Origin of the sequence: Eikenella sp. Marseille-P7795, assembly GCF_916618725.1 — a bacterium.
Lineage (GTDB): Bacteria > Pseudomonadota > Gammaproteobacteria > Burkholderiales > Neisseriaceae > Eikenella > Eikenella longinqua.
The window spans coordinates 82,897-105,199 of sequence record NZ_CAKAJZ010000002.1 but is presented as its reverse complement, the minus strand read 5'-3'; the positions used below and the strand labels follow the sequence as shown (position 1 = coordinate 105,199).

The following is a 22,303-nucleotide window of genomic DNA, read 5'->3' as shown; positions in this document are numbered from 1 at the left end:
ACCATGACAACACACTCTTCCGAACACGAGCCGCAGGCGGAAATCCGCCGCAACCGCAGCTTCTCCTTTATGGTGTGGCTGATTCCGCTGATTGCGCTCATCACCGGCGCCTGGCTGCTGTTTGAGTACATCCGCGATACCGGCCCCGAAGTCACGCTGTATGTGGCCAATGCCGAAGGCATCGAAGTGAACAACACCGTAATCAAAGTGCTGGATGTGGACGTGGGCCGCGTAACCGCCATCCACCTGCGCCCCAACCAGGAAGGCGTAGCGCTCACCGCCCGGCTCACCGGCGAAGCCAAAGATATGGTGCGCAAAGACAGCCAGTTTTGGATTGTGAAGCCGCGCGTGGACCAAAGCGGCATCACCGGCTTGAGCACGCTGGTGTCCGGCTCGTATATTGCGCTGCTGCCCGGCAAAAGCCCGGAAGAGGCGCGCGAATTCACCGTGGCCGATTTCCCGCCGGTGGCCGCGTTTGCCCAAGGCGGCCTGAGGTTGCGCCTCAAAGGCGGCGGCAGCAAGATTTTGAGCAACGGCAGCCCGGTGATGTACCGCGACATCAATGTGGGCATCGTGGAGGACGCTGAGTTTGATCCGGTGAGCAAAACCGTTTCTTATCAAATTTTTATCGCCAGCCCGAACGATAAGCTGGTGGGCAGCAATGCCCGCTTCTGGCTACAAAGCGGCCTGAAGGTGGAGCTGGGCAACGGCGGCCTGAAAGTGGACAGCCCCTCGCTGCCCGCGCTGATTTCCGGCGCCATCGCCTTCGACGACCCGCCTAGCGGCGAGAAGGGCGGCCAAGTGGGCAACAACACCCTGTTCAAGCTCTATGCCAGCCGCGCCGACGTGGAAAACCAGGCCGACGAGCGCTCGCTGTATTACGTGGTTTTCTTCAAACAGAGCGTGCGCGGGCTGGCGGTGGATGCGCCGGTAGAATACAAAGGTATCCCCATCGGCACGGTTACCGACGTGCCGTATTTCGACCGCAACGACAGCCTGCGCCTGTTCGACAACGGCTGGATTCCGGTGCGCATCCGCATCGATCCCTCGCGGCTGGAAATGAATGCCGACGCGCAAAGCAAGGAAGCCTGGGCCGACCAAATTGGCCGCGCCCTCAACAAAGGCCTGAGCGCCACCCTCGCCAGCAATAACCTGCTCACCGGCTCGCTGTTTGTGGAGCTGTCCGAAGCGCCCGGCCAGAGCGTGCTCAAGCCCGTGGCCAGCTACCAGGGCAACACCGTGATCGCCACCCGCAACGGCGCCGGCTTGGGCGATTTGCAGCAGCAGGTGTCCGATTTGCTGGATAAATTCAACCGCCTGCCGCTGGATAAAACCGTGCGCGAGCTCAACGGCAGCCTGGCTGAGCTCAAAGGCACGCTGGCGCAGGCCAACCGCCTGCTCGGCCAGCCGCAAACCCAGCAGCTGCCCGGCGAGCTGAACCGCACCCTGGCCGAATTGCGCACCACCCTGCAAGGTGTGTCGCCGCAATCGCCCGTGTATGGCGACGTGCAGAAAACCCTGCGCAGCATCGACCGCACCCTCCAGCAGGCCGCGCCCGTGCTCAACACCCTGAAAGAGCAGCCCAACGCCCTGATTTTCAATTCTTCCTCCACCGACCCCACCCCGAAAGGAAGCCGCTGATGAACCTTCTTGCCAAGCTGGCCGCGCCTGCCGCCGCCCTGCTGCTGGCCGCCTGCGCCGCCACGCCCGCCACCCAGTATTTCAGCCTGCCCGACAGCGCCTTCGTGCCGCCCGCCGGCCAGGCCGCCCGCCAAACCGCCGTGCAAGTGATTCTGGCCGAGCCGCTGGGGCAGGGCGGGCTGGTGTATCAAACCGACGAGCAGCGCCTGAATTTCGCCCGCCACCACCTGTGGGCCGCGCCGCTGGATCAAAGCCTCGCCGCCGCCTTCAGCAACCGGCTGAACCGCCACGGCGGCGCCCGCTTCGTGCCCTACGGCCGCGGCAACGGCCTGCCCGTGCTCAAGATTTACATCGAGCAGTTTCAAGGCAGCTTCCGCGGCCACACGCTGGTGAGCGGCTACGCCCAATGGCCGAACGGCCGTACTGCGCCCTTCCGCATCCAAACCCCGCAGCAGGGCGACGGCTACGCGGCGATGGTGAACGCCTTGTCGCAGGGCGTGGCGCAGGCGGCGGAGCAAATCGGCGCATATTAACGGCACGTGCTGGCACGCAAAAGGCTACCTGAAAATTTTGGCTGCGCAGAAACTTTGCGTTTCGTTGCAGCCGATGTTTTCAGGTAGCCTTCCGCATGGGCGGCACGGATTGGAGGCTACCTGAAAAATAGTGGATTCAATTTAAACCGAGGCAAGGCAGCAAGCCAACGCCGTAGCGGTTTAAATTGAATCCATTATCTGATGGCAGCAGCTGAAGGCCGTTGCCGAGTTTTCAGGTAGCCCCAACGCTTGGAATCTCGCTTCGCGCAATCAAGGCTACCTGAAAAATGCTTGGGGCAGAAACTTCGTTTTAGCTTCGCAGAAACTTCGTTTTCACTGCGTTGAAGCTGCGCTTTCAGGTAGCCTGGATTGATGGTGCGGGTGCTGCGTTACAGCCTACTCACGCCGGTAACGCCTTTTACGTTGGCGAGGCTGGCGAGCACGTGCGGCAGGTCGCCCACTTGGTGCACTTCCAGCGTGAAGCGCAGGCTGGCTTCGAGGTTGCGCGATTGGGTTTGCACGGCGGTTACGTTCAGCTTGTGCCGCGCCAGGGCTTCGGAGAGGTCGCGCAGGAGGCCGTTGCGGTCTTGGGCAGACACTTCGATGTCTACGGCAAACACCTGCCCGGCCGGCACGCCAGCCCAGGAGGCGGGCACGACTTTTTCGGCGGCTTGTTCGGCCAGCTTCTGGAAGGCGGGGCAGCCGAGGCGGTGGATGGAAATGCCGCGCCCGCGGGTAACGAAGCCGGCGATTTCGTCGGGCGGGGCGGGCTTGCAGCATTTGGCCAGGGTGGTGAGCAGGCCGGATTCGCCGTCCACCAGGATGCCGCCTTTGCCGCCGTCGGCCTTGATGCGCGATTCTTTCACGATGCTCTGCGTGCTCACAGGCTCGGGCGCGGGCTCGGCCAGGAGGCCGCAGGCTTTCTGCACGGCGCGGGGCATGATTTCGCCGTGCGCCACGGCGGTGTAGAGGTCGTCGGGCTTTTTGAAGCCGAGTTTTTCGGCCAGGGCCTGCATATTGGGCTTGGCCTGGATTTTGAGCAGGGTGCGCTCCAGTTGCAGCTTGCCTTGTTCGCGCAGGTTTTCGGCGTTTTGGCGGCGGATGTAGGCGCGGATTTTGGCGATGGCTTTGTTGCTCTTCACCCAGCCTTCATACAGCCAGTTTACCGAGGGCTCGCCTTCTTTGGCGGCGATGATTTCCACGCGCTGGCCGTTTTCCAGCGGGGTGGAGAGGGGGACGATTTGGCCGTCTACCTTGGCGCCGCGGCAGCGGTCGCCCAGATTGCTGTGCAGGGCGTAGGCGAAATCGATGGGGGTGGCGCCCACGGGCAGGGAGAGCACTTTGCCGTGCGGGGTGAGCACGTAGATGGTGTCGTTGAAGAGCTCGGTTTGGAAGGCGGCGGCGAGGTCTTCTTTGCCGCTTTCGGCCATGTTTTCGCGCCAGTCGAGCAGTTGGCGCAGCCAGGCGATTTTCTGTTCATACGCCGCGTCGCCTTTGCCGCCTTCTTTGTAGCGCCAGTGTGCGGCCACGCCGAATTCGTTGAATTGGTGCATTTCTTTGGTGCGGATCTGCACTTCAATGCCTTTGTCTTCGGGGCCGATGATGACGGTGTGCAGGCTTTTGTAGCCGTTGCCTTTGGGGTTGGCGATGTAGTCGTCGAATTCGCCGGGGATGGGCTGCCACAGGCTGTGCACGATGCCGAGCACGGTGTAGCACTCGGGCACGCTGTTCACCAGCACGCGCACGGCGCGGATGTCGTAGAGCCCTTCAAAGTCGAGCTTTTTCTTCACCATCTTGCGGTAGATGGAGTAGATGTGTTTGGGGCGGCCGGCCACGTCGTAGTCGCGGATGCCGTATTTGGCCAGCTCGGCTTTGAGGATGCCGAGGAAGTGGTCGATATAATGCTGCCGCTCGGGGCGTTTTTCGTCGAGCAGGTGGGCGATGCGGCGGTATTCTTCTGGGTTTTGGTGGCGGAAGCCCAAGTCTTCGAGCTGCCATTTGAGCTGCCACACGCCCAAGCGGTTGGCGAGCGGGGCGAAAATATCCAGCGTTTCTTTGGCGATGGCGCGTTTCCCTGGGCTGTCGGGGCAGCTGCCGAGGTATTGCATGGTGCGGGTGCGCAGGGCGAGTTTGATGAGCACCACGCGGATGTCGGACACCATGGCCAGCAGCATTTTGCGCATGGTTTCGGCCTGCGCGGCGCGCTCTTCGGGCGTGGCGAGGCCGTCTACGCGGGCGAAGTGGGTGAGCTTCTGTACTTGGTCGATACCCTGCACCAGGGCGCACACGGTTTGCCCGCATTGCTCGGCTACCTGAATTTGCCAATTGCCGCCCTGTTTGGATATGCCGGACAATATGGTGGCGGCCACGGCTTCGGGCAGCAAGTCGAGCTGCGCCACCATCTGCGCGGCGCCCAAGGCGTGGGGCAGCAGCGGCTCGCCGGCGTAGGTTTGCGCGTCGGCGGGGTAGTGCGCTTCGGCCAGGGCGAAGGCTTGGTGCAGAAGTTGTCGGTCGGCCTCGTTTTGCTGGGCGGCATACTCGGCCAGCCAGCGGCGGCAGGCGGGCAGGTCGGTGATGTGGGTGTCTGAATAGCCGGTTTCCATGGGGGTTCGCCTTGTGTTCGGTTTCTCGGGCTGATTGTAACCAAAAATCCGCCGTGTGTGTTTTGCCTGCGGCGGGGATTTGATTTGGGTGCGCAATGTTGTGCCAAACGGCGGTGGAAATGGTAATATCCGCACCGTTCACAGGCTACCTGAAAGATTAACTATCATGCTGTTCCACCCCGAAGTGATGACTGTTGAAATGCTGGCGCAGAAAATCCGCAAAATCCCGCATTGGCCACAGGAAGGCGTGCTGTTTCACGACATCACGCCCGTGCTGCAAAGCCCGGAATATTTCCGCCTGCTGGTGGACTTGCTCACCTACCGCTACATGACGCAAGACATCGACGTGGTGGCCGGGCTTGATGCGCGCGGCTTCATCATCGGCGCCGCGCTGGCCTACCAACTCAACGTCGGCTTCGTGCCCATCCGCAAAAAAGGCAAGCTGCCCTTCGCCACCGTGTCGGAAAGCTACGCGCTCGAATACGGCGAAGCCACCGTGGAAATCCACACCGACGCCTTCAAAAACAACGCCCGCGTATTGCTGGTGGACGACCTCGTGGCCACCGGCGGCACCATGCTCGCCGGCATCAACCTCATCCGCAAGCTCGGCGGGCACGTGGTGGAAGCCGCCGCCATCCTCGAATTCACCGACCTGCCCGGCGGCGACCGCATCCGCAACGAAGGCGTATCCCTGTTTACCCTGTATCAAAACAGCGGCGCCGTGGGCAGCGAGCACGGCACGCCGTAGGCTACCTGAAAAATAAACCCAACCAATCCGGCGCTCAGGCTACCTGAAAGCCGGATTTCCTTATCCCGAATCAGACAAGCCGCTCCCGCTGCGCTATAATCAGCCGCGCAGTATTTCTCCCATGTTTTAATTAAGGAAACCACGTTATGAAACTGTACCTCCCCCTGATTGCCGCCGCACTGGCGCTGGCCGCCTGCGGCGGCGAACCCACCCAGCCCGCCGCCGCTTCCGCCGCCTCCGAAGCCGCACACGAGCATCCTGCTTCCGCCGCTTCCGAAGCCGCGCCTGCTTCCGAAGCCGCCTCCGCCCCCGCCGCTGCCGCCGAAGGCTGCTCGCAACTGGTGGAAACCGGCGACAGCATGCAATACAACACCGCCGAAATCAGCGTGCCCAAAGGCTGCACCGACTTCACCGTTACCCTCAAGCACACCGGCAGCATGCCCAAAGCCTCGATGGGGCATAACATCGTCATCACCGCCGAAGGCGACGTAAACGGCGTGAACAACGACGGCATCGGCGCCGGCCCCGACAACGACTACGTGAAACCCGGCGATACCCGCGTGATCGCCCACACCAAACTCATCGGCGGCGGAGAAGAAACCTCGGTTACCTTCCCCGTGAGCAAGCTGGCCGCCGGCTCAAGCTACAAATTCTTCTGCACCTTCCCCGGCCACGCCGGCGTGATGAACGGCACTGTGAAACTGGCAGACTAAACTGCCAATGCGCCAAAGGCTACCTGAAAAATATTTTTCAGGTAGCCTTTGTGTTTCAGCAATAGGGAGTGAGGTAGGCCGGATATCCGCTTAGGCTGCTTCAACTCGATTAAAGGCTACCTGAAAAGCGGGCGAAGTTTTCAGGTAGCCTTTGTGTTTCGTATATTTCCGTGATAGGCGGAATGGCGGGCCGGGCAGAGTTATCCAAGGTTTGGAGGCCAATGCCCAAGCTATTTTGAACCCGCAGGAGGCTACCTGAAAAAGTAATGCTGGATTTTCAGGTAGCCTGAAATGTTGGCGTGTTGGTATCGGGGCGGGTGTGGGGAAAAGGGGAGGGCGCAAATGCTGGCCAAAGCCGTGTCGGCGGGGGCGAGTGGGCGCGCGTGTGGCGTTTAAGCAGGCGGCGTGTTGTAAAAATACCGTAAAAACCGGCTTTGAATGGATAAGGCGCTAGGCTGAACAGGTAAAGATGGGTATCATGCAGCCCTAATTTGACCGGCGTTTGTAGAGTATATAGCCCACTGAATCTATTGAGAGAAAAGTCTTTTGGCTTGCAAGGGTAGTTTAAATTTTGTGTGATTTGGCAAGTTTTTCAGTGGGAATGCGTTTATGTTGATGTAAATCAGCTGTTCGGGCGGCTTTGCAAGTTTTTATGTTGATTTTTGATTGGTTTAGAAAAAACTAAGGGAGAGAGTAAATGAATAAAGTTTACCGCGTTGTGTGGAACGAACATACCAACACTTGGGTGGCGGTGCAGGAAACGGCCAAGGCTCATGGTAAATCTGCATCTACCGGAGTAAATGGCAGCGGGGCAGGTATTTTGAGTCGGGTGGGCATCAGGATGCCCCGAGTTGCTGCTTCTGCAATGTTGCTGGCTCTGACTGCTACTGCCGGGTATGCCCATGCCGGCCCGGGGATTTATATCAATGACGGACAGGATGCTAACTGTACTGTTCTTCCTGATGGTTCTACTGCCGTGCCTTATGCCATACAGCCGGCTAATCCTAAACAGGTTTCAACTCCTTTGGAGGGGATCGGAAATGTATCGATGTATAACGCCGCCGATGTTGGCTTAACATCTTCATACAATCCGTGTAATTCGCGCACTACCACAGGAAGTGAAAAACACGATACGCAGACCAACCGCACTTTGTTTTACGGTGATAAGAAGCTTGCTCCCACAAGCGAGACTGATAATGGTGCCAAACATCTTACCCTTGGCGGCCGCTTGGATGTGAACAGCGGCATCATCGGTGTGGGCGATCGAGGTGTCAATGGGGCAAACGCAACGAACAGCATCCGCATCGGGACGGGAGCTACCTTGCTGGAAGCCAACAAGCAAATAAATTCAATCGCTATCGGTGTTGATACCAAAGCTACCGCGACGCATGCCACGGCACTGGGTGCAGAAGCAGAAGCCTCTTTAAAAAACTCTATTGCTTTGGGTAATAAAAGTACCACTAAAGTAAATGCTTCTGCCGTAACCAGCGCCACTATCGGATCGATAACATACAGTGGCTTTGCAGGTGCGACTAATATTGCGGCAGGCGACCAAGTATCGGTAGGGGCGGCTGGGGCTGAACGCCAAATCAAACACGTTGCCCCGGGTGCCATTACTGCCGCTAGCACTGACGCTATTAACGGCAGCCAGCTGTATTCCATCGTAAACGGCTTAGGTTTTGGAGTGAATGCTGATAACAACAGCCTTCAAACCCATCAATTGGGCAAGGAGTTGGCCATTGTTGCTGGCAATACTACAGAAGCTACTTCTTCCGCCAACCTGAAAACTAACGTTGCTCAGGATAATGCTACCGGTAAAACCACGGTTACCATCAGCATGAAAGAAGCCCCCACCTTTACTAGCGTAACCACTCAAGATGCGGCAGGGAATAAAACCATAACCAACGGCAGCGGTGTGACCATCACTCCAGCAGGCGGAGGCAAATCGGTGAGCCTGACGACCGGCGGTTTGAACAACGGCGGTAACAAGATTACCAATGTGGCCAACGGCACGGCCGACACCGATGCGGTCAATTTTAGCCAGTTGCAGGCGATGGGCAGTGCCGCCAAAACGCACTACTACAGCGTCAACAGCACCGAAACTGGCGCAGACAGCAACTACAACAACGACGGCGCTACGGGTGTGGACGCACTGGCTGCCGGCGTCAAAGCCAAAGCGGAGCAACGCAATTCTGTTGCTATCGGTAACCAAGCGCAAGTCGTTGACTCGCCAGCTAATCTGTCCAGTGGCTCGATTGCCATCGGCGACAAAGCCAAAGCGCAGGGTGATCTGGCGGTGGCGCTTGGCGCGGGTGCCACGGTAAGCGGCGAAAGCGCAGCCGGCGGCATTGCTATCGGTGCGGCCGCCTCCTCGAACAATGGCGGCATGGCTGTCGGCAGCGGCGCCAATGCCGGCAACGGCACGGCGATGATTCCCGGCCTGCCAGTGCGTTTGAACAACAACGTCGCCCTGGGTGACAGCGCAAAAGTCAAAGATGACACCAACTTCAATGTTGCGCTCGGCTCCTTCTCCATTGCTGGCGAAACAGACCTGACTGCTACGCCCTACAAACCGACGGCAAACGCCGTTGTTGCCGGCGTTGCCGAAGCTGGTGTGCAGCTGGGCGAAGTATCGGTCGGCGGCGACAACACGGCTGGGATGGGGCAAAAACTTTACCGCCGCGTCACCAATGTCGCTGCCGGCGCGGCCGACACCGATGCGGTGAACGTGAGCCAGCTGAAAGCCGCACAGGCCGCCGCCACCAGCAAGGTAGAGGCGGGTGACGGCATCACCGTGACCTCGAAAGTGGATAACACCACCGGCAGCACCACCTACACCGTAGCGGCCGACACCACCGCACTGACCGTGGGCGACGGCAACAACGGCAACCCGGTTGGCAAAGTGATTGAGCCGACCGGCGCCGATGCCAACAAACTGGCCACCGCCGGCGATATTGCCAAAGCCATCAACAACAGCGGCTTCCAAGCCACTGCCGGTGGTAATTTGGCCAGCGGCAGCACCGCCACCCCCACCACCGTGAAGCCCGGCCAGAAAGTCACCTTTGCCGCTGGCGATGGTTTGACCGTCAAACAGGATGTGAACGGCACCACTGGTGACCAAACCTATACCTACGCCCTGAATGCCCAGGCCGTGGTGCAGAACGCCCAAACCCCGGTGGTGTACACCAAAGCTGACGGCAGCAAGGTATACAAACACACCGACGGCAACTTCTACGACGCGCCTAACGGTGCAGGTAACCAAGTTGCAGCCGGCGACGTGATTGCCAGCATGCAAAGCGCCGGCGGCAGCACCACCGCGCCGACCAAACTGGCCAATGTGGCGGCAGGCACGGCCAACACCGACGCCGTCAACGTCAGCCAACTCAAAGGCGCGGCTGATGCGCTGGGTGGAGGAGCAGGCATTGCAGACGGCAGTGATCCAGCCGTACCGGCCGGCACTTTCATTCAGCCTAGCTACAGCATCACCAAAACCGACGGCACGACCTATCCAGTTGCCAACAACGTGGGCACTGCACTCAGCAACCTGAATGCGGAAGTAGTCAAACCCATCACCTTTGCGGGCGACAGCGGCGCGGACTCGGCACGCAAGCTGGGCGAAAAACTCACCATCAAAGGCGGCGTGACCGACGCGAACAAGCTGACGGACAACAACATCGGCATCGTCTCGGACGGCAATGGCACGCTGACAGCGAAACTGGCTCAGAACATCGACCTGGGTGACAACGGCAGCGTCAAAACCGGCGACACCAAGATGGACAACAGCGGCATCACCATTGCTGCGCCGACCCCGACGAATCCGGCGAACACGGTGAGCCTGACCAAGGATGGTCTGAACAACGGCGGCAACAAGATTACCAATGTAGCCAACGGCGCGGCCGACACCGATGCGGTGAACGTGAGCCAGCTGAAAGCCGCACAGGCCGCCGCCACCAGCAAGGTAGAGGCGGGTGACGGCAGCACCGCGACCTCGAAAGTGGATAACACCACCGGCAGCACCACCTACACCGTAGCGGCCGACACCACCGCACTGACCGTGGGCGACGGCAACAACGGCAACCCGGTTGGCAAAGTGATTGAGCCGACCGGCGCCGATGCCAACAAACTGGCCACCGCCGGCGATATTGCCAAAGCCATCAACAACAGCGGCTTCCAAGCCACTGCCGGTGGTAATTTGGCCAGCGGCAGCACCGCCACCCCCACCACCGTGAAGCCCGGCCAGAAAGTCACCTTTGCCGCTGGCGATGGTTTGACCGTCAAACAGGATGTGAACGGCACCACTGGTGACCAAACCTATACCTACGCCCTGAATGCCCAGGCCGTGGTGCAGAACGCCCAAACCCCGGTGGTGTACACCAAAGCTGACGGCAGCAAGGTATACAAACACACCGACGGCAACTTCTACGACGCGCCTAACGGTGCAGGTAACCAAGTTGCAGCCGGCGACGTGATTGCCAGCATGCAAAGCGCCGGCGGCAGCACCACCGCGCCGACCAAACTGGCCAATGTGGCGGCAGGCACGGCCAACACCGACGCCGTCAACGTCAGCCAACTCAAAGGCGCGGCTGATGCGCTGGGTGGAGGAGCAGGCATTGCAGACGGCAGTGATCCAGCCGTACCGGCCGGCACTTTCATTCAGCCTAGCTACAGCATCACCAAAACCGACGGCACGACCTATCCAGTTGCCAACAACGTGGGCACTGCACTCAGCAACCTGAATGCGGAAGTAGTCAAACCCATCACCTTTGCGGGCGACAGCGGCGCGGACTCGGCACGCAAGCTGGGCGAAAAACTCACCATCAAAGGCGGCGTGACCGACGCGAACAAGCTGACGGACAACAACATCGGCATCGTCTCGGACGGCAATGGCACGCTGACAGCGAAACTGGCTCAGAACATCGACCTGGGTGACAACGGCAGCGTCAAAACCGGCGACACCAAGATGGACAACAGCGGCATCACCATTGCTGCGCCGACCCCGACGAATCCGGCGAACACGGTGAGCCTGACCAAGGATGGTCTGAACAACGGCGGCAACAAGATTACCAATGTAGCCAACGGCGCGGCCGACACCGATGCGGTGAACGTGAGCCAGCTGAAAGCCGCACAGGCCGCCGCCACCAGCAAGGTAGAGGCGGGGGACGGCATCACCGGGACCTCGAAAGAGGATAACACCACCGGCAGCACCACCTACACCGTAGCGGCCGACACCACCGCACTGACCGTGGGCGACGGCAACAACGGCAACCCGGTTGGCAAAGTGATTGAGCCGACCGGCGCCGATGCCAACAAACTGGCCACCGCCGGCGATATTGCCAAAGCCATCAACAACAGCGGCTTCCAAGCCACTGCCGGTGGTAATTTGGCCAGCGGCAGCACCGCCACCCCCACCACCGTGAAGCCCGGCCAGAAAGTCACCTTTGCCGCTGGCGATGGTTTGACCGTCAAACAGGATGTGAACGGCACCACTGGTGACCAAACCTATACCTACGCCCTGAATGCCCAGGCCGTGGTGCAGAACGCCCAAACCCCGGTGGTGTACACCAAAGCTGACGGCAGCAAGGTATACAAACACACCGACGGCAACTTCTACGACGCGCCTAACGGTGCAGGTAACCAAGTTGCAGCCGGCGACGTGATTGCCAGCATGCAAAGCGCCGGCGGCAGCACCACCGCGCCGACCACCCTGGGCAACGTGAAGAGCAACCTGGCCGATGCCAGCACAGTCACGACCAACCCGACTGGCAACGACCGTGCGACTCTGACTGCCAACGGTAAAGGCAATAACGCCGCCACCGTGAACGACGTACTGAACGCCGGCTTCACCGTACAGGGTAACGGCACCGATAAAGACTTTGTTACCCACGGCGACACCATCAACTTTGTCAACGGCCAAGGCACCGTAGCCAAAGTCAACACCACTGGCGGTGTAACCGAAGTCAAATTCGACACCCCGCTGACCTACGTTGACCCGGCAGGCCAAGCCAGCAATGCGCCGAGCAACAAAGTGAACCTGGTAGGTGTGGCGGCAGGCGATGCAGTCACCTTAGGCAACGTCGCCGACGGCAATATTGCTGCCAACAGCAAAGACGCCGTCAATGGCGGTCAGCTACACACCACCAACCAGAACGTTGCCAACAATGCCACCAACATTGCCAAAGGCATCAACTTCGGCGGCACCACCGGCAGCAACAACTACCAGCTGGGGCAGACGATCAACGTGACAGGTGACGACAACATCACCAGCACCACCGTAACCGGTGGCGCCAAGTTGGCGTTGAATCCGAACCTGAGCGTGACCAGCGTGACCACCAAGGATGCGGCCGGCAACCAAACCGTAACCAACGGCAGCGGCGTAACCATCATCCCGGCAGCTGCCGGCAGCAGCCCGGTGAGCCTGACGACCGGCGGTTTGGATAACGGCGGTAATAAGATCACCAACGTAGGTGCGGGCACCAATCCCAACGATGCAGTCAATGTAGGCCAGCTCAATCAGGCCTTGGGCGCAATCAGCGGCAGTAACAACGCCAACATCGTGGCTCTGGATGCCAAAGTAAACGACGTGGCCAACACCGCCAATGCCGGCGTTGCCCAAGCCATCGCCACCGCCGGCCTGCCGCAGGCTTATCTGCCGGGCAAAAACATGGTGGCCGTGGGTGGCGGCTACTATAAAGGCGAAACCGGTTATGCCATCGGCTTCTCAACGATTTCCGATAACGGCAACTGGATCATCAAAGCCACCGGCAGCGGCAATTCGCGTGGCAACTTCGGCGGTTCTATCGGCGCCGGATACCAGTGGTAAGCTGAAAGAGGCTACCTGAAAATGCAGCAGATGGTTTTCAGGTAGCCTAATCGGATTTCTGTAAAACAAGATAAAAGGAAAGATGATGAAATTTGTTCAATTAGCCAGCCGTGCGGCAGTGGTGGCGGCAGCGGCGCTTGCCTTGTCGGCCTGTTCTTCTTTGTCGAAAGTGAAAGCAGACGGCAGCACCGATGAGCCGGTGTGGCCGAAGTGGGACAGCGTTTCGTTCAACAACAAACGCGGCACCTTCCCCGATTTGGGCAGCTTGTCGCAAGTGAAGCCGGGCTTGACTAAAGACGAGCTCTACTACCTGCTCGGCCGCCCGCATTACAACGAAGTGTGGCGCCCGCGCGAATGGAACTATCTGTTCCACTTCCACACCCCCGGCCAAGGCACCAATGGCGTGACCACCTGCCAATTTAAAGTATTGTTCGACAAGAACAGATTCAGCGGCAGCACTTATTGGAAAGCTGTTGATCCGGCAGATGCCACCTGCCCGCCGCAGCCTCAGGCTGCCGCAGCGATGCAGCAGCACTACACCCTGAGTGCAGACGTACTCTTTGCCTTCGACCGCAGCAGTGAGCGCGATTTGCAGCCGCGCGGCCGTGAAGAGCTGAGCGAGTTGGCCGCCAAGCTGAGAAGCTTCGAGCAGCTCAACAGCATCACCGTTATCGGCCACACCGACTACTTGGGTTCCGATGCCTACAACCAAAACCTGTCGCAACAGCGAGCCGAAACCGTGCGCCGTTATCTGGCGGGCGAAGGCTTGCCGGCAGAGAAAATCCGTGCCGTGGGCATGGGCGAATCCCAGCCGGTGAAACAGTGCGACAACCGCGGCAGCCGCAACGAGCTGATTGCCTGCCTGCAGCCGAACCGCCGTGTGGAAATCCAAGTGGACGGCTATGGCACCCGCCGCTGATTGCTGCCGTTTCAGTTGAAATAAGCGCTAGATAATCAGTAAGTGAGAACCCTTCTTGTTGAGCAAGAAGGGTTTATTTACGTTTACTACACAAGCTGGCATAATACTTGCTTGGTGAATCGGTAAGATTGTGATACCGGATTGCCGCTTGTTTGCCAAGATTGGCAAAATTCGGTTTGGAGTGTTGCCGGCCGGCAAAGGGAGAGTGATTGCCGGCGGCAATCGGTTTTATGTTTACTTAAAGAGGGACGAAAATGGCTTTTGTATATTGGACATCTGATTTGGATACGGGCTTTGAAGATATTGATGACCAACATCGCAAACTGGTGGATTACATTAATCAGCTCTACGATGCCAAACAAAGCGGCGACCAAGAAGCGATCGAGCGCGAATTCCAGCATTTGATCGACTACACCATTGAGCACTTCAGCTACGAAGAAATGATGCTGGCCGAAGCGCAATACCGCCTACTGGAGCCGCACAGAAAAGTGCACGAAAACTTTGTGAACAAAATGAGCACCCTGCAAGCCCGCTACCACAACGGCGATGCTGCCGCTTTGGATGAAGTGATTGACTTGTGCGAAGGCTGGCTGTTCCGCCACATCCGCATCAATGACCACGGCTACATCGAAAGCGTGAAGGCATCAGGCATCCGCTCTTAATCGAGGCGCGCCATGCCGTAGAGGCTACCTGAAAATATTTTCAGGTAGCCTTTTGTTTGTCTGCAAACAAAAAGCCGGGAGGGTATATAATGCCGCCCAAGCGCGCTCACACATGAAAGGAAAATCATGAAACTGCTTGACGACATTTTGCAATTTAACAAACGCTTCGTGGAAAGCGGCGAATACATCCAGTTTTTCAGCGACAAATATCCCGAGAAGAAACTGGCGATCTTATCCTGCATGGACACCCGCATCATGGAGCTGCTGTATGCGGCGATGGGGCTGAAAAACGGCGACGCCAAAGTAATCCGCAATGCCGGCGCAGTGGTGCTGCACCCGTGGGGTTCGGTGATGCGCAGCTTGCTGGTGGCGGTGTTTGATTTGAATGTGGAAGAAATCATGGTGGTGGCACACCACGATTGCGGCATGTGCGGCTTTTCACCCAAACATTTGCTCGATAAAGCCCGCGCTGCCGGCATTTCCGACGAAAGCATCAACACCCTGCGCCATGCCGGTATCGATTTGGACGGCTGGCTTACCGGCTTCGACAATGCCGACGACAGCGTGCGGCACACAGTGCAGATGATCCGCCAACATCCGCTGATGCCCGATTACGTTGCCGTGCACGGCATGGTTATCCACCCGACCACCGGCAAATTGACCTTGGTGGTAAACGGTAATGAGGCAGATGCGGGGTAGGCGAGTTTCAGGTAGCCTATTTGTGCTTATGAATGAATAAGCTAAATGATATTTGCAGAAAAACAGAAATATTTTTGCAGAAATAGCTTGACTCAAATTGCAAGGCTATCTATAATCCAAGACTCCACAGCGCACCCGTAGCTCAGTTGGATAGAGTATCTGGCTACGAACCAGAGGGTCGGGCGTTCGAATCGCTCCGGGTGCGCCAATTATGCGCCCATCGTCTAGCGGTTAGGACATCGCCCTTTCACGGCGGTAACGGGGGTTCGATTCCCCCTGGGCGTGCCAAGATTCGAAGGCTAAGTTAATTCTGGGCTTTGGAAAAATAAAAAAGATAAATACCTTAAAAAAGATAAATACCTTATTGAAGCTTAATTCTGGAACACGGAATTAAGCTTTTTGTTTATCTGTGTTTTTTGAATGACACATTCAAGCGGCTTTCCAATCCTTGCTGCCTGCGGTGAGCCGTATTGCTTTTCGATACAGGTTAGCAAGCCGTAGTTATGTCGTAGTGAAAAACTTCATCGCTATATTGCTCGCGCCCCTTTAGCATTGTTGAAGCCGGCACTTTAGCTTTGCCGAAACCGCCTTGGTTTGCTAGTCCATTGTTTTAACCAAATTCGCTATGCTCGTTTTAATTTCGTTGAAGCTTAACGCTTTAGCTTCGCAGAAACTCCGCCTTGCTTTGCAAGACATCTGTCTACTGCGTTGAAGTTTGTGCTTTCAGGTAGCCTCATTTTGTGAACACCCTCCGCCGTTTCCTTGTCCTTGCCGCCCCGTTTTGGTTTGCCCGTCGACAGTGGCGCGAATGGCTGCTTTTGGCCGCCGTGGTCGGCTGTTCGCTCGCCATCGTGCGCGTCAGCGTGCTGATTACCGATTGGAACAAAACGTTTTACGATGCGCTGGCCGCCTTCGATGGCCGTGCCATGCCCGCGCTGGTGGGCGAATTTTTGCTGTATATTTCGCTGGTTACCGCCTTTGTGGCGCTGGGCAACTGGTTGCGAAAAATCCTGCTGTTCCGCTGGCGCAGCCACCTCACGCAGCAGTTCCAGCGGCAATGGCTCGGCCGCAGCCGCCACTACCGCTTGCAACTGCAAGCCGGCGGCGAGCCGGACAACCCCGACCAACGCATTGCCGAAGACATTTTCCTGCTGTCGGAAAAAAGCATTGATTTGTTCAAATATTTCATCATGAACGCCGCCAAACTCGGCGCGTTTGTGGTGATTCTGTGGCAGCTCTCCGGCGTGCAAACCTTCCAAATTTTCGGGCAAAACATCACGATATACGGCTATCTGGTGTGGGTCGCGCTGGCCTACTCGGCAGCCTGCACCCTCGTTACCCATCTCATCGGCCGCAAACTCCAACCGCTCAATGTGGAACGCCAGCACCGCGAAGCCGACTACCGCGCCACCCTGCTGCGCGTGCGCGACCACGCCGAGCAAATCGCCCTGTATCGCGGCGAAAATGCCGAGCAAAGCCGCCTGAACCGCCGCTTTGAAGCCGTGCGGCACAACTGGCGCGAACTCATCGGCCGCGAGCTGCGGCTGGAAACCTTTTCCGCCGCCTACCTGCGCCTGTCCATGTTCATCCCCATCATCGCCACGCTGCCCATGTATCTGGCGCACACGCTCACTTTCGGCGACATGATGAAGGCACGCAGCGCGTTTTCCAACGTGCAGGACGGCTTCGGCTGGTTTATGGACTACTACAAACGCATCATCGAATGGGCATCCGTGGTGGAACGTTTGGCCGGTTTTCAGGTAGCCCTAAACGCGCTGGATAGCGCACCGCAAAAGCAGCCTGCACATCATGAACACGCGGAACACGGCCATGCCGCCCGCTTGGAAGTGGATAGCCTGACCCTACACACCGCCGACGGCCGCACCCTGCTGCACCATCTTTCGCTCGCCGCCCGCGCGCCCGAATGGCTGCTGCTGGAAGGGCGCAGCGGCATCGGCAAATCTACCCTGTTGCGCGCGCTGGCAGGGCTGTGGCCGTATTACCAAGGCCGCTTCGCCATCAGCGGCCGCAGCCTGTTCCTGCCTCAACGCCCCTACCTGCCGCACGACAGTCTGCGCAACGTGCTCGCCTACCCATACGCCGCCGCGCCCGATAACCAAGCCATCGCCGCCGTGCTGACCCAAGTCGGCCTGCCGCGCCTGCTCGCGCTCGACCCCGATACCGAATACGAGTGGCACAAAACTCTTTCCGGCGGCGAACAGCAGCGGCTCAGCCTCGCCCGCGCCCTGCTGCACCGCCCCGATGTATTGTTCCTCGACGAAGCCACCAACCAGTTGGACGACGCGTCCGCCGCCGAACTCATGCGCACGCTGCGCCAATGCCTGCCCGATGTGCTGTGCGTGGGCATCAGCCATCAGGCGGCGATTCAGGGGATGTTTGAGCGGCGCATTGAGCTGGCGCCCTTTGCTGGTGCGGAGCAGGGCTGAGGTTTTTAGCTTCGCAGAAACTCCGTTTTCAGGTAGCCTCAAGCAGCAATTCAGGCTACCTGAAAGCGTGAGCTTCAACGGAGTTAAAATGATGTCTTGCAAAGCAAGGCGGAGTTTCTGCGAAGCTAAAACGCAAGCTTCAACGCAGTGGACCGTTGTCTTGGCAAAGCCAACGCTAAGTTTCTGCGAAGTTAAAATGTGAAGCTAAAGCGAGCAAAGCGGGTTTCGTTCAAGCGCGAACGGCAAGCAGGCGGAGCTTCAACTGGCAGCAAAAACGGTTTGGAAAAATTTTCAGGTAGCCTCTTGGATAGAGAAAGAGGCTACCTGAAAAATGTTTTGCCAATCCATATCGCGGCTTAGAAACCCTTGCCCGCCATGCAGATAGCCCTAGGGCGGCACAGCGCGGCAGATGCTGCCGCCGGCCGAGTTTTAAACTGTGCAATATTTCGCACAAGCCCGGAAAATAGGCTACAATCGCCCCGTTTCAGACCATCCAGAAGTAAAGGTTACGCCATGTTGACCGGCAGTATTGTTGCCATCATCACCCCGATGCGTGAAGACGGCAGCGTCCATTACGAACAATTCCAGCGCCTGATTGATTGGCACATTGCCAACGGCACCGACGGCATCGTGGCCGTGGGCACCACCGGCGAAAGCGTCACCCTGAGCGTGCCGGAGAAGATTGAAGTGATCGAAGCCGCCATCCGCTTTGCCGATGGCCGCGTTCCCGTTATCGCCGGCACCGGCACCAACAGCACCGCCGACGCCATCGCGCTTTCCCGCGCCGTGGCCGGCAGCGGCGCCTATGCCACGCTGTCGGTGGTGCCGTATTACAACAAGCCGCCGCAGGAAGGCATCTACCGCCACTTCGCCGCCATCGCCGAAGCCGCCGACATCCCGATGATTGTGTACAACGTGCCCGGCCGCACCGTGGTGAGCATGAGCAACGACATCGTGCTGCGTTTGGCCGAAATCCCGAACATCATCGGCGTGAAAGAGGCCAGCGGCAACATCGGGAGCCAAATCGATTTAATCAACCGCGCGCCCGAAGGCTTCGCCGTGTATTCCGGCGACGACCCCACCGGCATGGTCGCCATGCTGTGTGGCGCCCACGGCGTGATTACCGTGGCCGGCAATGTGGCGCCCAAACTGTTTGCCGATATGTGCCGCGCCGCCTTGGCCGGCAATCTGGCCGAAGCCCGCGCGCTGAATGCCAAACTGGTGCCGCTGTATCGGGAAATGTTCTGCGAGCCCAGCCCCGCCGCGCCGAAATGGGCGCTGGAAAAGCTCGGCCTGTGCGGCCGCTTCGTGCGCCTGCCGATGATGCCGTTAAGCGAGGCCGGCCAGGCGCGCGTGGCTGCCGCCCTGCAAAACCTGCAACTGATTTAAACCAAGTTTTCCCACTCTGAAGGATTGCTGTATGAACGTATTCAAACTGCCTGCCGCTTTGCTGATGGCCGGTTTCTTGGCTGCCTGCGCCTCCAAAGGCGAAGAAGCGCCCAAACTGGACTACCAAACCGAAAACCGCAAGGTAGTCAATCTGGAAGTGCCGCCCGATTTGGACAACCCCGCCCAAGGCAACGCCTACAGCCTGCCCGCCGGCGGCGCGGTGCGCGCTTCCGACGTGGCCCGCAACCGTCAGGCCGCTGCCAACCGCCCCGGCACGCCCGTGCTGGCCGAAGTGAAAAACATTACCATCCAGCGCGAAGGCAGCCAGCGCTGGCTGAATATCGCCAACAAAAATCCGGCCGAAGTGTGGCCGCTGCTGCACGCCTTCTGGCAGGAGCAGGGTTTTGTGATTGCCCGCGAAGAGCCCGGCATCGGCCTGATGGAAACCGACTGGGCGGAAAACCGCGCCAAGCTGCCGCAAGACGGCCTGCGCCGTCTGTTTGAGCGTGTCGGCCTCGGCGGCGTGTATTCCACCGGCGAGCGCGACAAGTTCACCATCCGCCTCGAGCGTAACAGCAAAGGCGGCACCGACGTATTCTTCACCCACCGCGGCATGAAGGAAACCTACGCCGACCGCAACAAAGACACCACTATGTGGCAGCCCTCCGCCCGCGACACCGATTTGGAAGCCGCGCTGCTCGGCCGCTTCATGCAGTATCTGGGTGCCGATGAGCAGCAAATCGAGCAGGCGCTCAAGCAGCAGCAAACCACCGCCGCCCGCAGCGGCGACTTGGCCAGCCTGCAAAACGGCCAGCTCACCCTGCGCGGCGACCAAGCGCGCAACTGGCGCCGCGTCGGCCTCGCGCTCGACCGCATCGGCCTGAGCGTAACCGGCGAAAACACCCAGCGCCAGGCCTATCTGGTGCAGGTGGCGCCGTCGGAAGGTGAGGCCGTGCGCACCGAGAAGCCTGGCTTCTTCGGCCGCCTGTTTGGCCGCAGCAGCAAGCCCGCCGAGCCGCAGGCACGCCCCGAATTCGTGGTGGTGGTGCAGCCGCAGGGCAATAACGCCAGCCAGCTGCTGCTGGCCAACAAAGACGGCAGCCCCTACCAAGGCCGCGACGCGCAAACTTGGCTGAGCCGACTGTATAACGAGTTGCGCTAAACGTGATTGAGAAACAGCCTTTAATGCCCGTTAAAGGCTGCTTTTGTGTTTGCCGCATAGAGGCTACCTGAAATTTTGCTCCAACTGTTTTAATTGCGTTGAAGCTCACACTTTCAGGTAGCCTCTGCGGTTTTCAGGTAGCCGCCATGCCCAGCAAGCCGCTGCGCCAAACAAAAAGCGGCAAAGAGCTGCTACAATACGCCGCTTGCCGGGCTCCGAAATAACTTTCGCCCGACTTTGTTTTGGGTGGCAGGAAGGCTACCTGAAAACCAGAATTAGGGTTGCAACCCGTTCACAAACATTTCAAATCTTCGAGAAAACGCCGTAAACGGCTTCCCCGTTTTCCAGTTCCGCCATGAATAAAACCCGACGCTACCTCAAACTCACCGCGCTGTTTACCATCCTCTTCATTCTCTTGCTGTTGCTGGGTAACTGCCTGATTATATTGCGTTATATTCCCGCCGCCATTGCCTCTTTTGTGGCTGCTTTCGTGTGTGTGGCCGGGCAGATGATGGCGTTGGGCAAGTTTTTGCGCCAGAAGCAGCTGGCCGCCTTGCAGGCGCAGGCAGCACTGGCTGGCAACGAAACGGCAGCAACGGAAAACGTAGCGGAAACAAAGGATACGCCATGAAAGAATTGGTTTTGGCCAGCGGCAATGCGGGCAAGCTGCGCGAATTTGGCGCCCTGTTTGCTGATTTGGGCTGGCGGGTGCGCGCGCAGTCGGATTTTGCCGTGCCCGAATGCCCCGAGCCGCACTGCACTTTTGTGGAAAACGCGCTGGCCAAGGCGCGGCACGCCAGCCGGCACAGCGGCCTGCCCGCGCTGGCCGACGACAGCGGCATTTGCGCACCCGCGCTGGGCGGTGCGCCGGGCGTGCTTTCCGCACGCTATGCCGGCGAGCCGCGCTCCGATGCCGCCAACAATGCCAAGCTAGGCGCCGATTTGGCCGCACGGGGCGATTTGGCCGTGTATTACGTGTGCCTGCTGGTGCTGGTGCGCCATGCAAACGACCCGCAGCCGCTAATTGCCGAAGGCGTGTGGCACGGGCAATGGCAGCACGAAGCTGCTGGCAGCCACGGCTTCGGCTACGACCCGCATTTCTTCCTGCCCGAGCTGGGGCAAACCGCCGCCCAGCTTGCGCCGGACACCAAAAACCGCCTCAGCCACCGTGCACAGGCCGTACAGCAGCTGCTGGCGAAAATCCGCGCCGATTGGCGGTGATGGGCAAAATGAGCTGGTTTCTATCCCGGCGCCGCAAAGGCTACCTGAAAATGGGCAAAGCGAGTTTCTGCAAAGCTAACACCATCGCGCTGCTGCCGGTTTTGCTGTTTGCCCTGCACGCGCAGGCCGAAACCGTGAGCGGCGAAGTGGTACGCGTGTGGGATGGCGACAGCCTGCATCTGCTGGATCACGCCGGGCAGCGGCACAAAATCCGCCTTGCCGACATCGACGCGCCCGAGCTGGAGCAGCCGCAAGGCCGCTCCTGCCGCAATCGCTTGGCCGAACAAGTGCTGCACCGGCGCGTGCAGGCCGAAATTGTGGACACCGACCCGCACGGCCGACAGGTGGCCTATATCCGCCTCAACGGCGCCGACATCAACCGGCAGCAGATTGCCGACGGCTGCGCCTGGCACTACCGCCGTTTTGCCCGGCAGCGCCAGAGCCCGTCGGCCTACGCCGCCTATGCCGCAGCGGAAGAGGGCGCCAAACAGCGCCGTGCCGGCGTGTGGCGGCAGGATGCGCCACAAGCGCCGTGGCAGTTTCGCCGGCAGCAGCGCAGGCCGCATTGAGCCTTGGCCGCCGCGCAGGCTAGAGGCTACCTGAAAGCGTGAGTTTCAACGCAGTTAAAACGATGTCTTGGCGAAGCTAAGGTGGAGTTTCTGTGAAGCTAAAGCGCAAGCTTCAACGTAGTTAAAACGGGCAAGGCAAGTTTCCGCGAAGCGAAAAATATCCCGACCCTGCAAACC

The 22,303-nt window shown here is 59.1% G+C and carries 15 protein-coding genes, 2 tRNA genes and 1 pseudogene; 17 read left to right on the top strand and 1 reads right to left on the bottom strand.

Translation table 11 applies throughout. The features are described from left to right. Positions 1 to 3: 3 nt before the first annotated feature. Positions 4 to 1,641 carry an intermembrane transport protein PqiB gene (pqiB, locus tag LG371_RS03850; protein WP_225747786.1) on the top strand — a complete coding sequence of 546 codons (1,638 nt, stop codon included), beginning with the start codon at positions 4 to 6 and terminating at the stop codon, positions 1,639 to 1,641. Next, positions 1,641 to 2,174 (top strand): membrane integrity-associated transporter subunit PqiC, encoded by a 534-nt coding sequence (locus tag LG371_RS03845; protein WP_067589679.1) that lies wholly within the window; start codon positions 1,641 to 1,643, stop codon positions 2,172 to 2,174. The genes pqiB and LG371_RS03845 overlap by 1 nt, the downstream gene beginning before the upstream one ends. A gap of 389 nt (positions 2,175 to 2,563) precedes the next feature. Here LG371_RS03845 and LG371_RS03840 read toward each other — a convergent pair whose 3' ends face one another. Next, the gene (locus tag LG371_RS03840) at positions 2,564 to 4,777 is read right to left on the bottom strand and encodes a bifunctional (p)ppGpp synthetase/guanosine-3',5'-bis(diphosphate) 3'-pyrophosphohydrolase (protein WP_225747785.1); all 2,214 of its coding nucleotides are present in this window, start codon (positions 4,775 to 4,777) and stop codon (positions 2,564 to 2,566) included. A gap of 166 nt (positions 4,778 to 4,943) precedes the next feature. Between LG371_RS03840 and LG371_RS03835 the strand changes: the two genes are divergently transcribed. From LG371_RS03835 to LG371_RS03760, 15 genes and pseudogenes are all read left to right on the top strand, one after another. Then, a complete protein-coding gene (locus LG371_RS03835; protein ID WP_067589676.1) occupies positions 4,944 to 5,525 on the top strand; it encodes an adenine phosphoribosyltransferase in 582 nt (193 codons plus the stop codon). 146 nt (positions 5,526 to 5,671) lie between these two features. After that, a complete protein-coding gene (azu, locus tag LG371_RS03830; protein ID WP_225747784.1) occupies positions 5,672 to 6,238 on the top strand; it encodes an azurin in 567 nt (188 codons plus the stop codon). A gap of 697 nt (positions 6,239 to 6,935) precedes the next feature. Next, a pseudogene (locus tag LG371_RS12375) lies at positions 6,936 to 7,931 on the top strand (ESPR-type extended signal peptide-containing protein); the annotation flags it as partial. A 222-nt stretch (positions 7,932 to 8,153) separates the two neighbouring features. Further along, complete coding sequence (locus tag LG371_RS03820; protein ID WP_225748046.1) at positions 8,154 to 13,058, top strand: YadA-like family protein; 4,905 nt, start codon at positions 8,154 to 8,156, stop codon at positions 13,056 to 13,058. An 82-nt stretch (positions 13,059 to 13,140) separates the two neighbouring features. After that, positions 13,141 to 13,977, top strand: coding sequence for an OmpA family protein (locus LG371_RS12370; RefSeq protein ID WP_370632654.1), 837 nt, complete (start codon positions 13,141 to 13,143; stop codon positions 13,975 to 13,977). Between the two features lie 254 nt (positions 13,978 to 14,231). Further along, positions 14,232 to 14,639, top strand: coding sequence for a bacteriohemerythrin (locus LG371_RS03805; protein WP_067589664.1), 408 nt, complete (start codon positions 14,232 to 14,234; stop codon positions 14,637 to 14,639). A 126-nt stretch (positions 14,640 to 14,765) separates the two neighbouring features. Then, positions 14,766 to 15,338, top strand: coding sequence for a carbonic anhydrase (locus LG371_RS03800; protein WP_225747783.1), 573 nt, complete (start codon positions 14,766 to 14,768; stop codon positions 15,336 to 15,338). A 131-nt stretch (positions 15,339 to 15,469) separates the two neighbouring features. Beyond that, positions 15,470 to 15,546, top strand: a tRNA-Arg gene (locus tag LG371_RS03795). A 5-nt stretch (positions 15,547 to 15,551) separates the two neighbouring features. Continuing rightward, a tRNA-Glu gene (locus tag LG371_RS03790) sits at positions 15,552 to 15,626 on the top strand. 452 nt (positions 15,627 to 16,078) lie between these two features. After that, complete coding sequence (locus LG371_RS03785; RefSeq protein ID WP_067589658.1) at positions 16,079 to 17,785, top strand: ABC transporter ATP-binding protein/permease; 1,707 nt, start codon at positions 16,079 to 16,081, stop codon at positions 17,783 to 17,785. Between the two features lie 513 nt (positions 17,786 to 18,298). Then, positions 18,299 to 19,174, top strand: coding sequence for a 4-hydroxy-tetrahydrodipicolinate synthase (gene dapA, locus LG371_RS03780; RefSeq protein ID WP_067589655.1), 876 nt, complete (start codon positions 18,299 to 18,301; stop codon positions 19,172 to 19,174). Positions 19,175 to 19,205: 31 nt separating this feature from the next. Then, on the top strand, positions 19,206 to 20,336 hold the full coding sequence (gene bamC / locus LG371_RS03775) for an outer membrane protein assembly factor BamC (RefSeq protein WP_067589652.1): 1,131 nt from the start codon (positions 19,206 to 19,208) through the stop codon (positions 20,334 to 20,336). Between the two features lie 355 nt (positions 20,337 to 20,691). Next, positions 20,692 to 20,967, top strand: a complete 276-nt coding sequence (locus tag LG371_RS03770; protein ID WP_067589649.1) for an NGO_0222 family membrane protein — start codon at positions 20,692 to 20,694, stop codon at positions 20,965 to 20,967. Further along, positions 20,964 to 21,557, top strand: coding sequence for a non-canonical purine NTP pyrophosphatase (locus LG371_RS03765; RefSeq protein WP_067589646.1), 594 nt, complete (start codon positions 20,964 to 20,966; stop codon positions 21,555 to 21,557). Before LG371_RS03770 ends, LG371_RS03765 begins: the two co-directional genes overlap by 4 nt. A 50-nt stretch (positions 21,558 to 21,607) precedes the next feature. After that, entirely contained in the window at positions 21,608 to 22,126 is a 519-nt protein-coding gene (locus LG371_RS03760) for a thermonuclease family protein (RefSeq protein ID WP_179945885.1), read from the top strand. Positions 22,127 to 22,303 lie beyond the last annotated feature (177 nt).

What these genes read in the sequence shown, in the direction of transcription:
- pqiB (WP_225747786.1), top strand. Translation starts at nt 4, where the DNA reads ATGACAACACACTCTTCCGAACACGAGCCGCAGGCGGAAATCCGCCGC.
- LG371_RS03845 (WP_067589679.1), top strand. Translation starts at nt 1,641, where the DNA reads ATGAACCTTCTTGCCAAGCTGGCCGCGCCTGCCGCCGCCCTGCTGCTG.
- LG371_RS03840 (WP_225747785.1), bottom strand. Translation starts at nt 4,777, where the DNA reads ATGGAAACCGGCTATTCAGACACCCACATCACCGACCTGCCCGCCTGC.
- LG371_RS03835 (WP_067589676.1), top strand. Translation starts at nt 4,944, where the DNA reads ATGCTGTTCCACCCCGAAGTGATGACTGTTGAAATGCTGGCGCAGAAA.
- azu (WP_225747784.1), top strand. Translation starts at nt 5,672, where the DNA reads ATGAAACTGTACCTCCCCCTGATTGCCGCCGCACTGGCGCTGGCCGCC.
- LG371_RS12370 (WP_370632654.1), top strand. Translation starts at nt 13,141, where the DNA reads ATGATGAAATTTGTTCAATTAGCCAGCCGTGCGGCAGTGGTGGCGGCA.
- LG371_RS03805 (WP_067589664.1), top strand. Translation starts at nt 14,232, where the DNA reads ATGGCTTTTGTATATTGGACATCTGATTTGGATACGGGCTTTGAAGAT.
- LG371_RS03800 (WP_225747783.1), top strand. Translation starts at nt 14,766, where the DNA reads ATGAAACTGCTTGACGACATTTTGCAATTTAACAAACGCTTCGTGGAA.
- dapA (WP_067589655.1), top strand. Translation starts at nt 18,299, where the DNA reads ATGTTGACCGGCAGTATTGTTGCCATCATCACCCCGATGCGTGAAGAC.
- bamC (WP_067589652.1), top strand. Translation starts at nt 19,206, where the DNA reads ATGAACGTATTCAAACTGCCTGCCGCTTTGCTGATGGCCGGTTTCTTG.
- LG371_RS03770 (WP_067589649.1), top strand. Translation starts at nt 20,692, where the DNA reads ATGAATAAAACCCGACGCTACCTCAAACTCACCGCGCTGTTTACCATC.
- LG371_RS03765 (WP_067589646.1), top strand. Translation starts at nt 20,964, where the DNA reads ATGAAAGAATTGGTTTTGGCCAGCGGCAATGCGGGCAAGCTGCGCGAA.
- LG371_RS03760 (WP_179945885.1), top strand. Translation starts at nt 21,608, where the DNA reads ATGGGCAAAGCGAGTTTCTGCAAAGCTAACACCATCGCGCTGCTGCCG.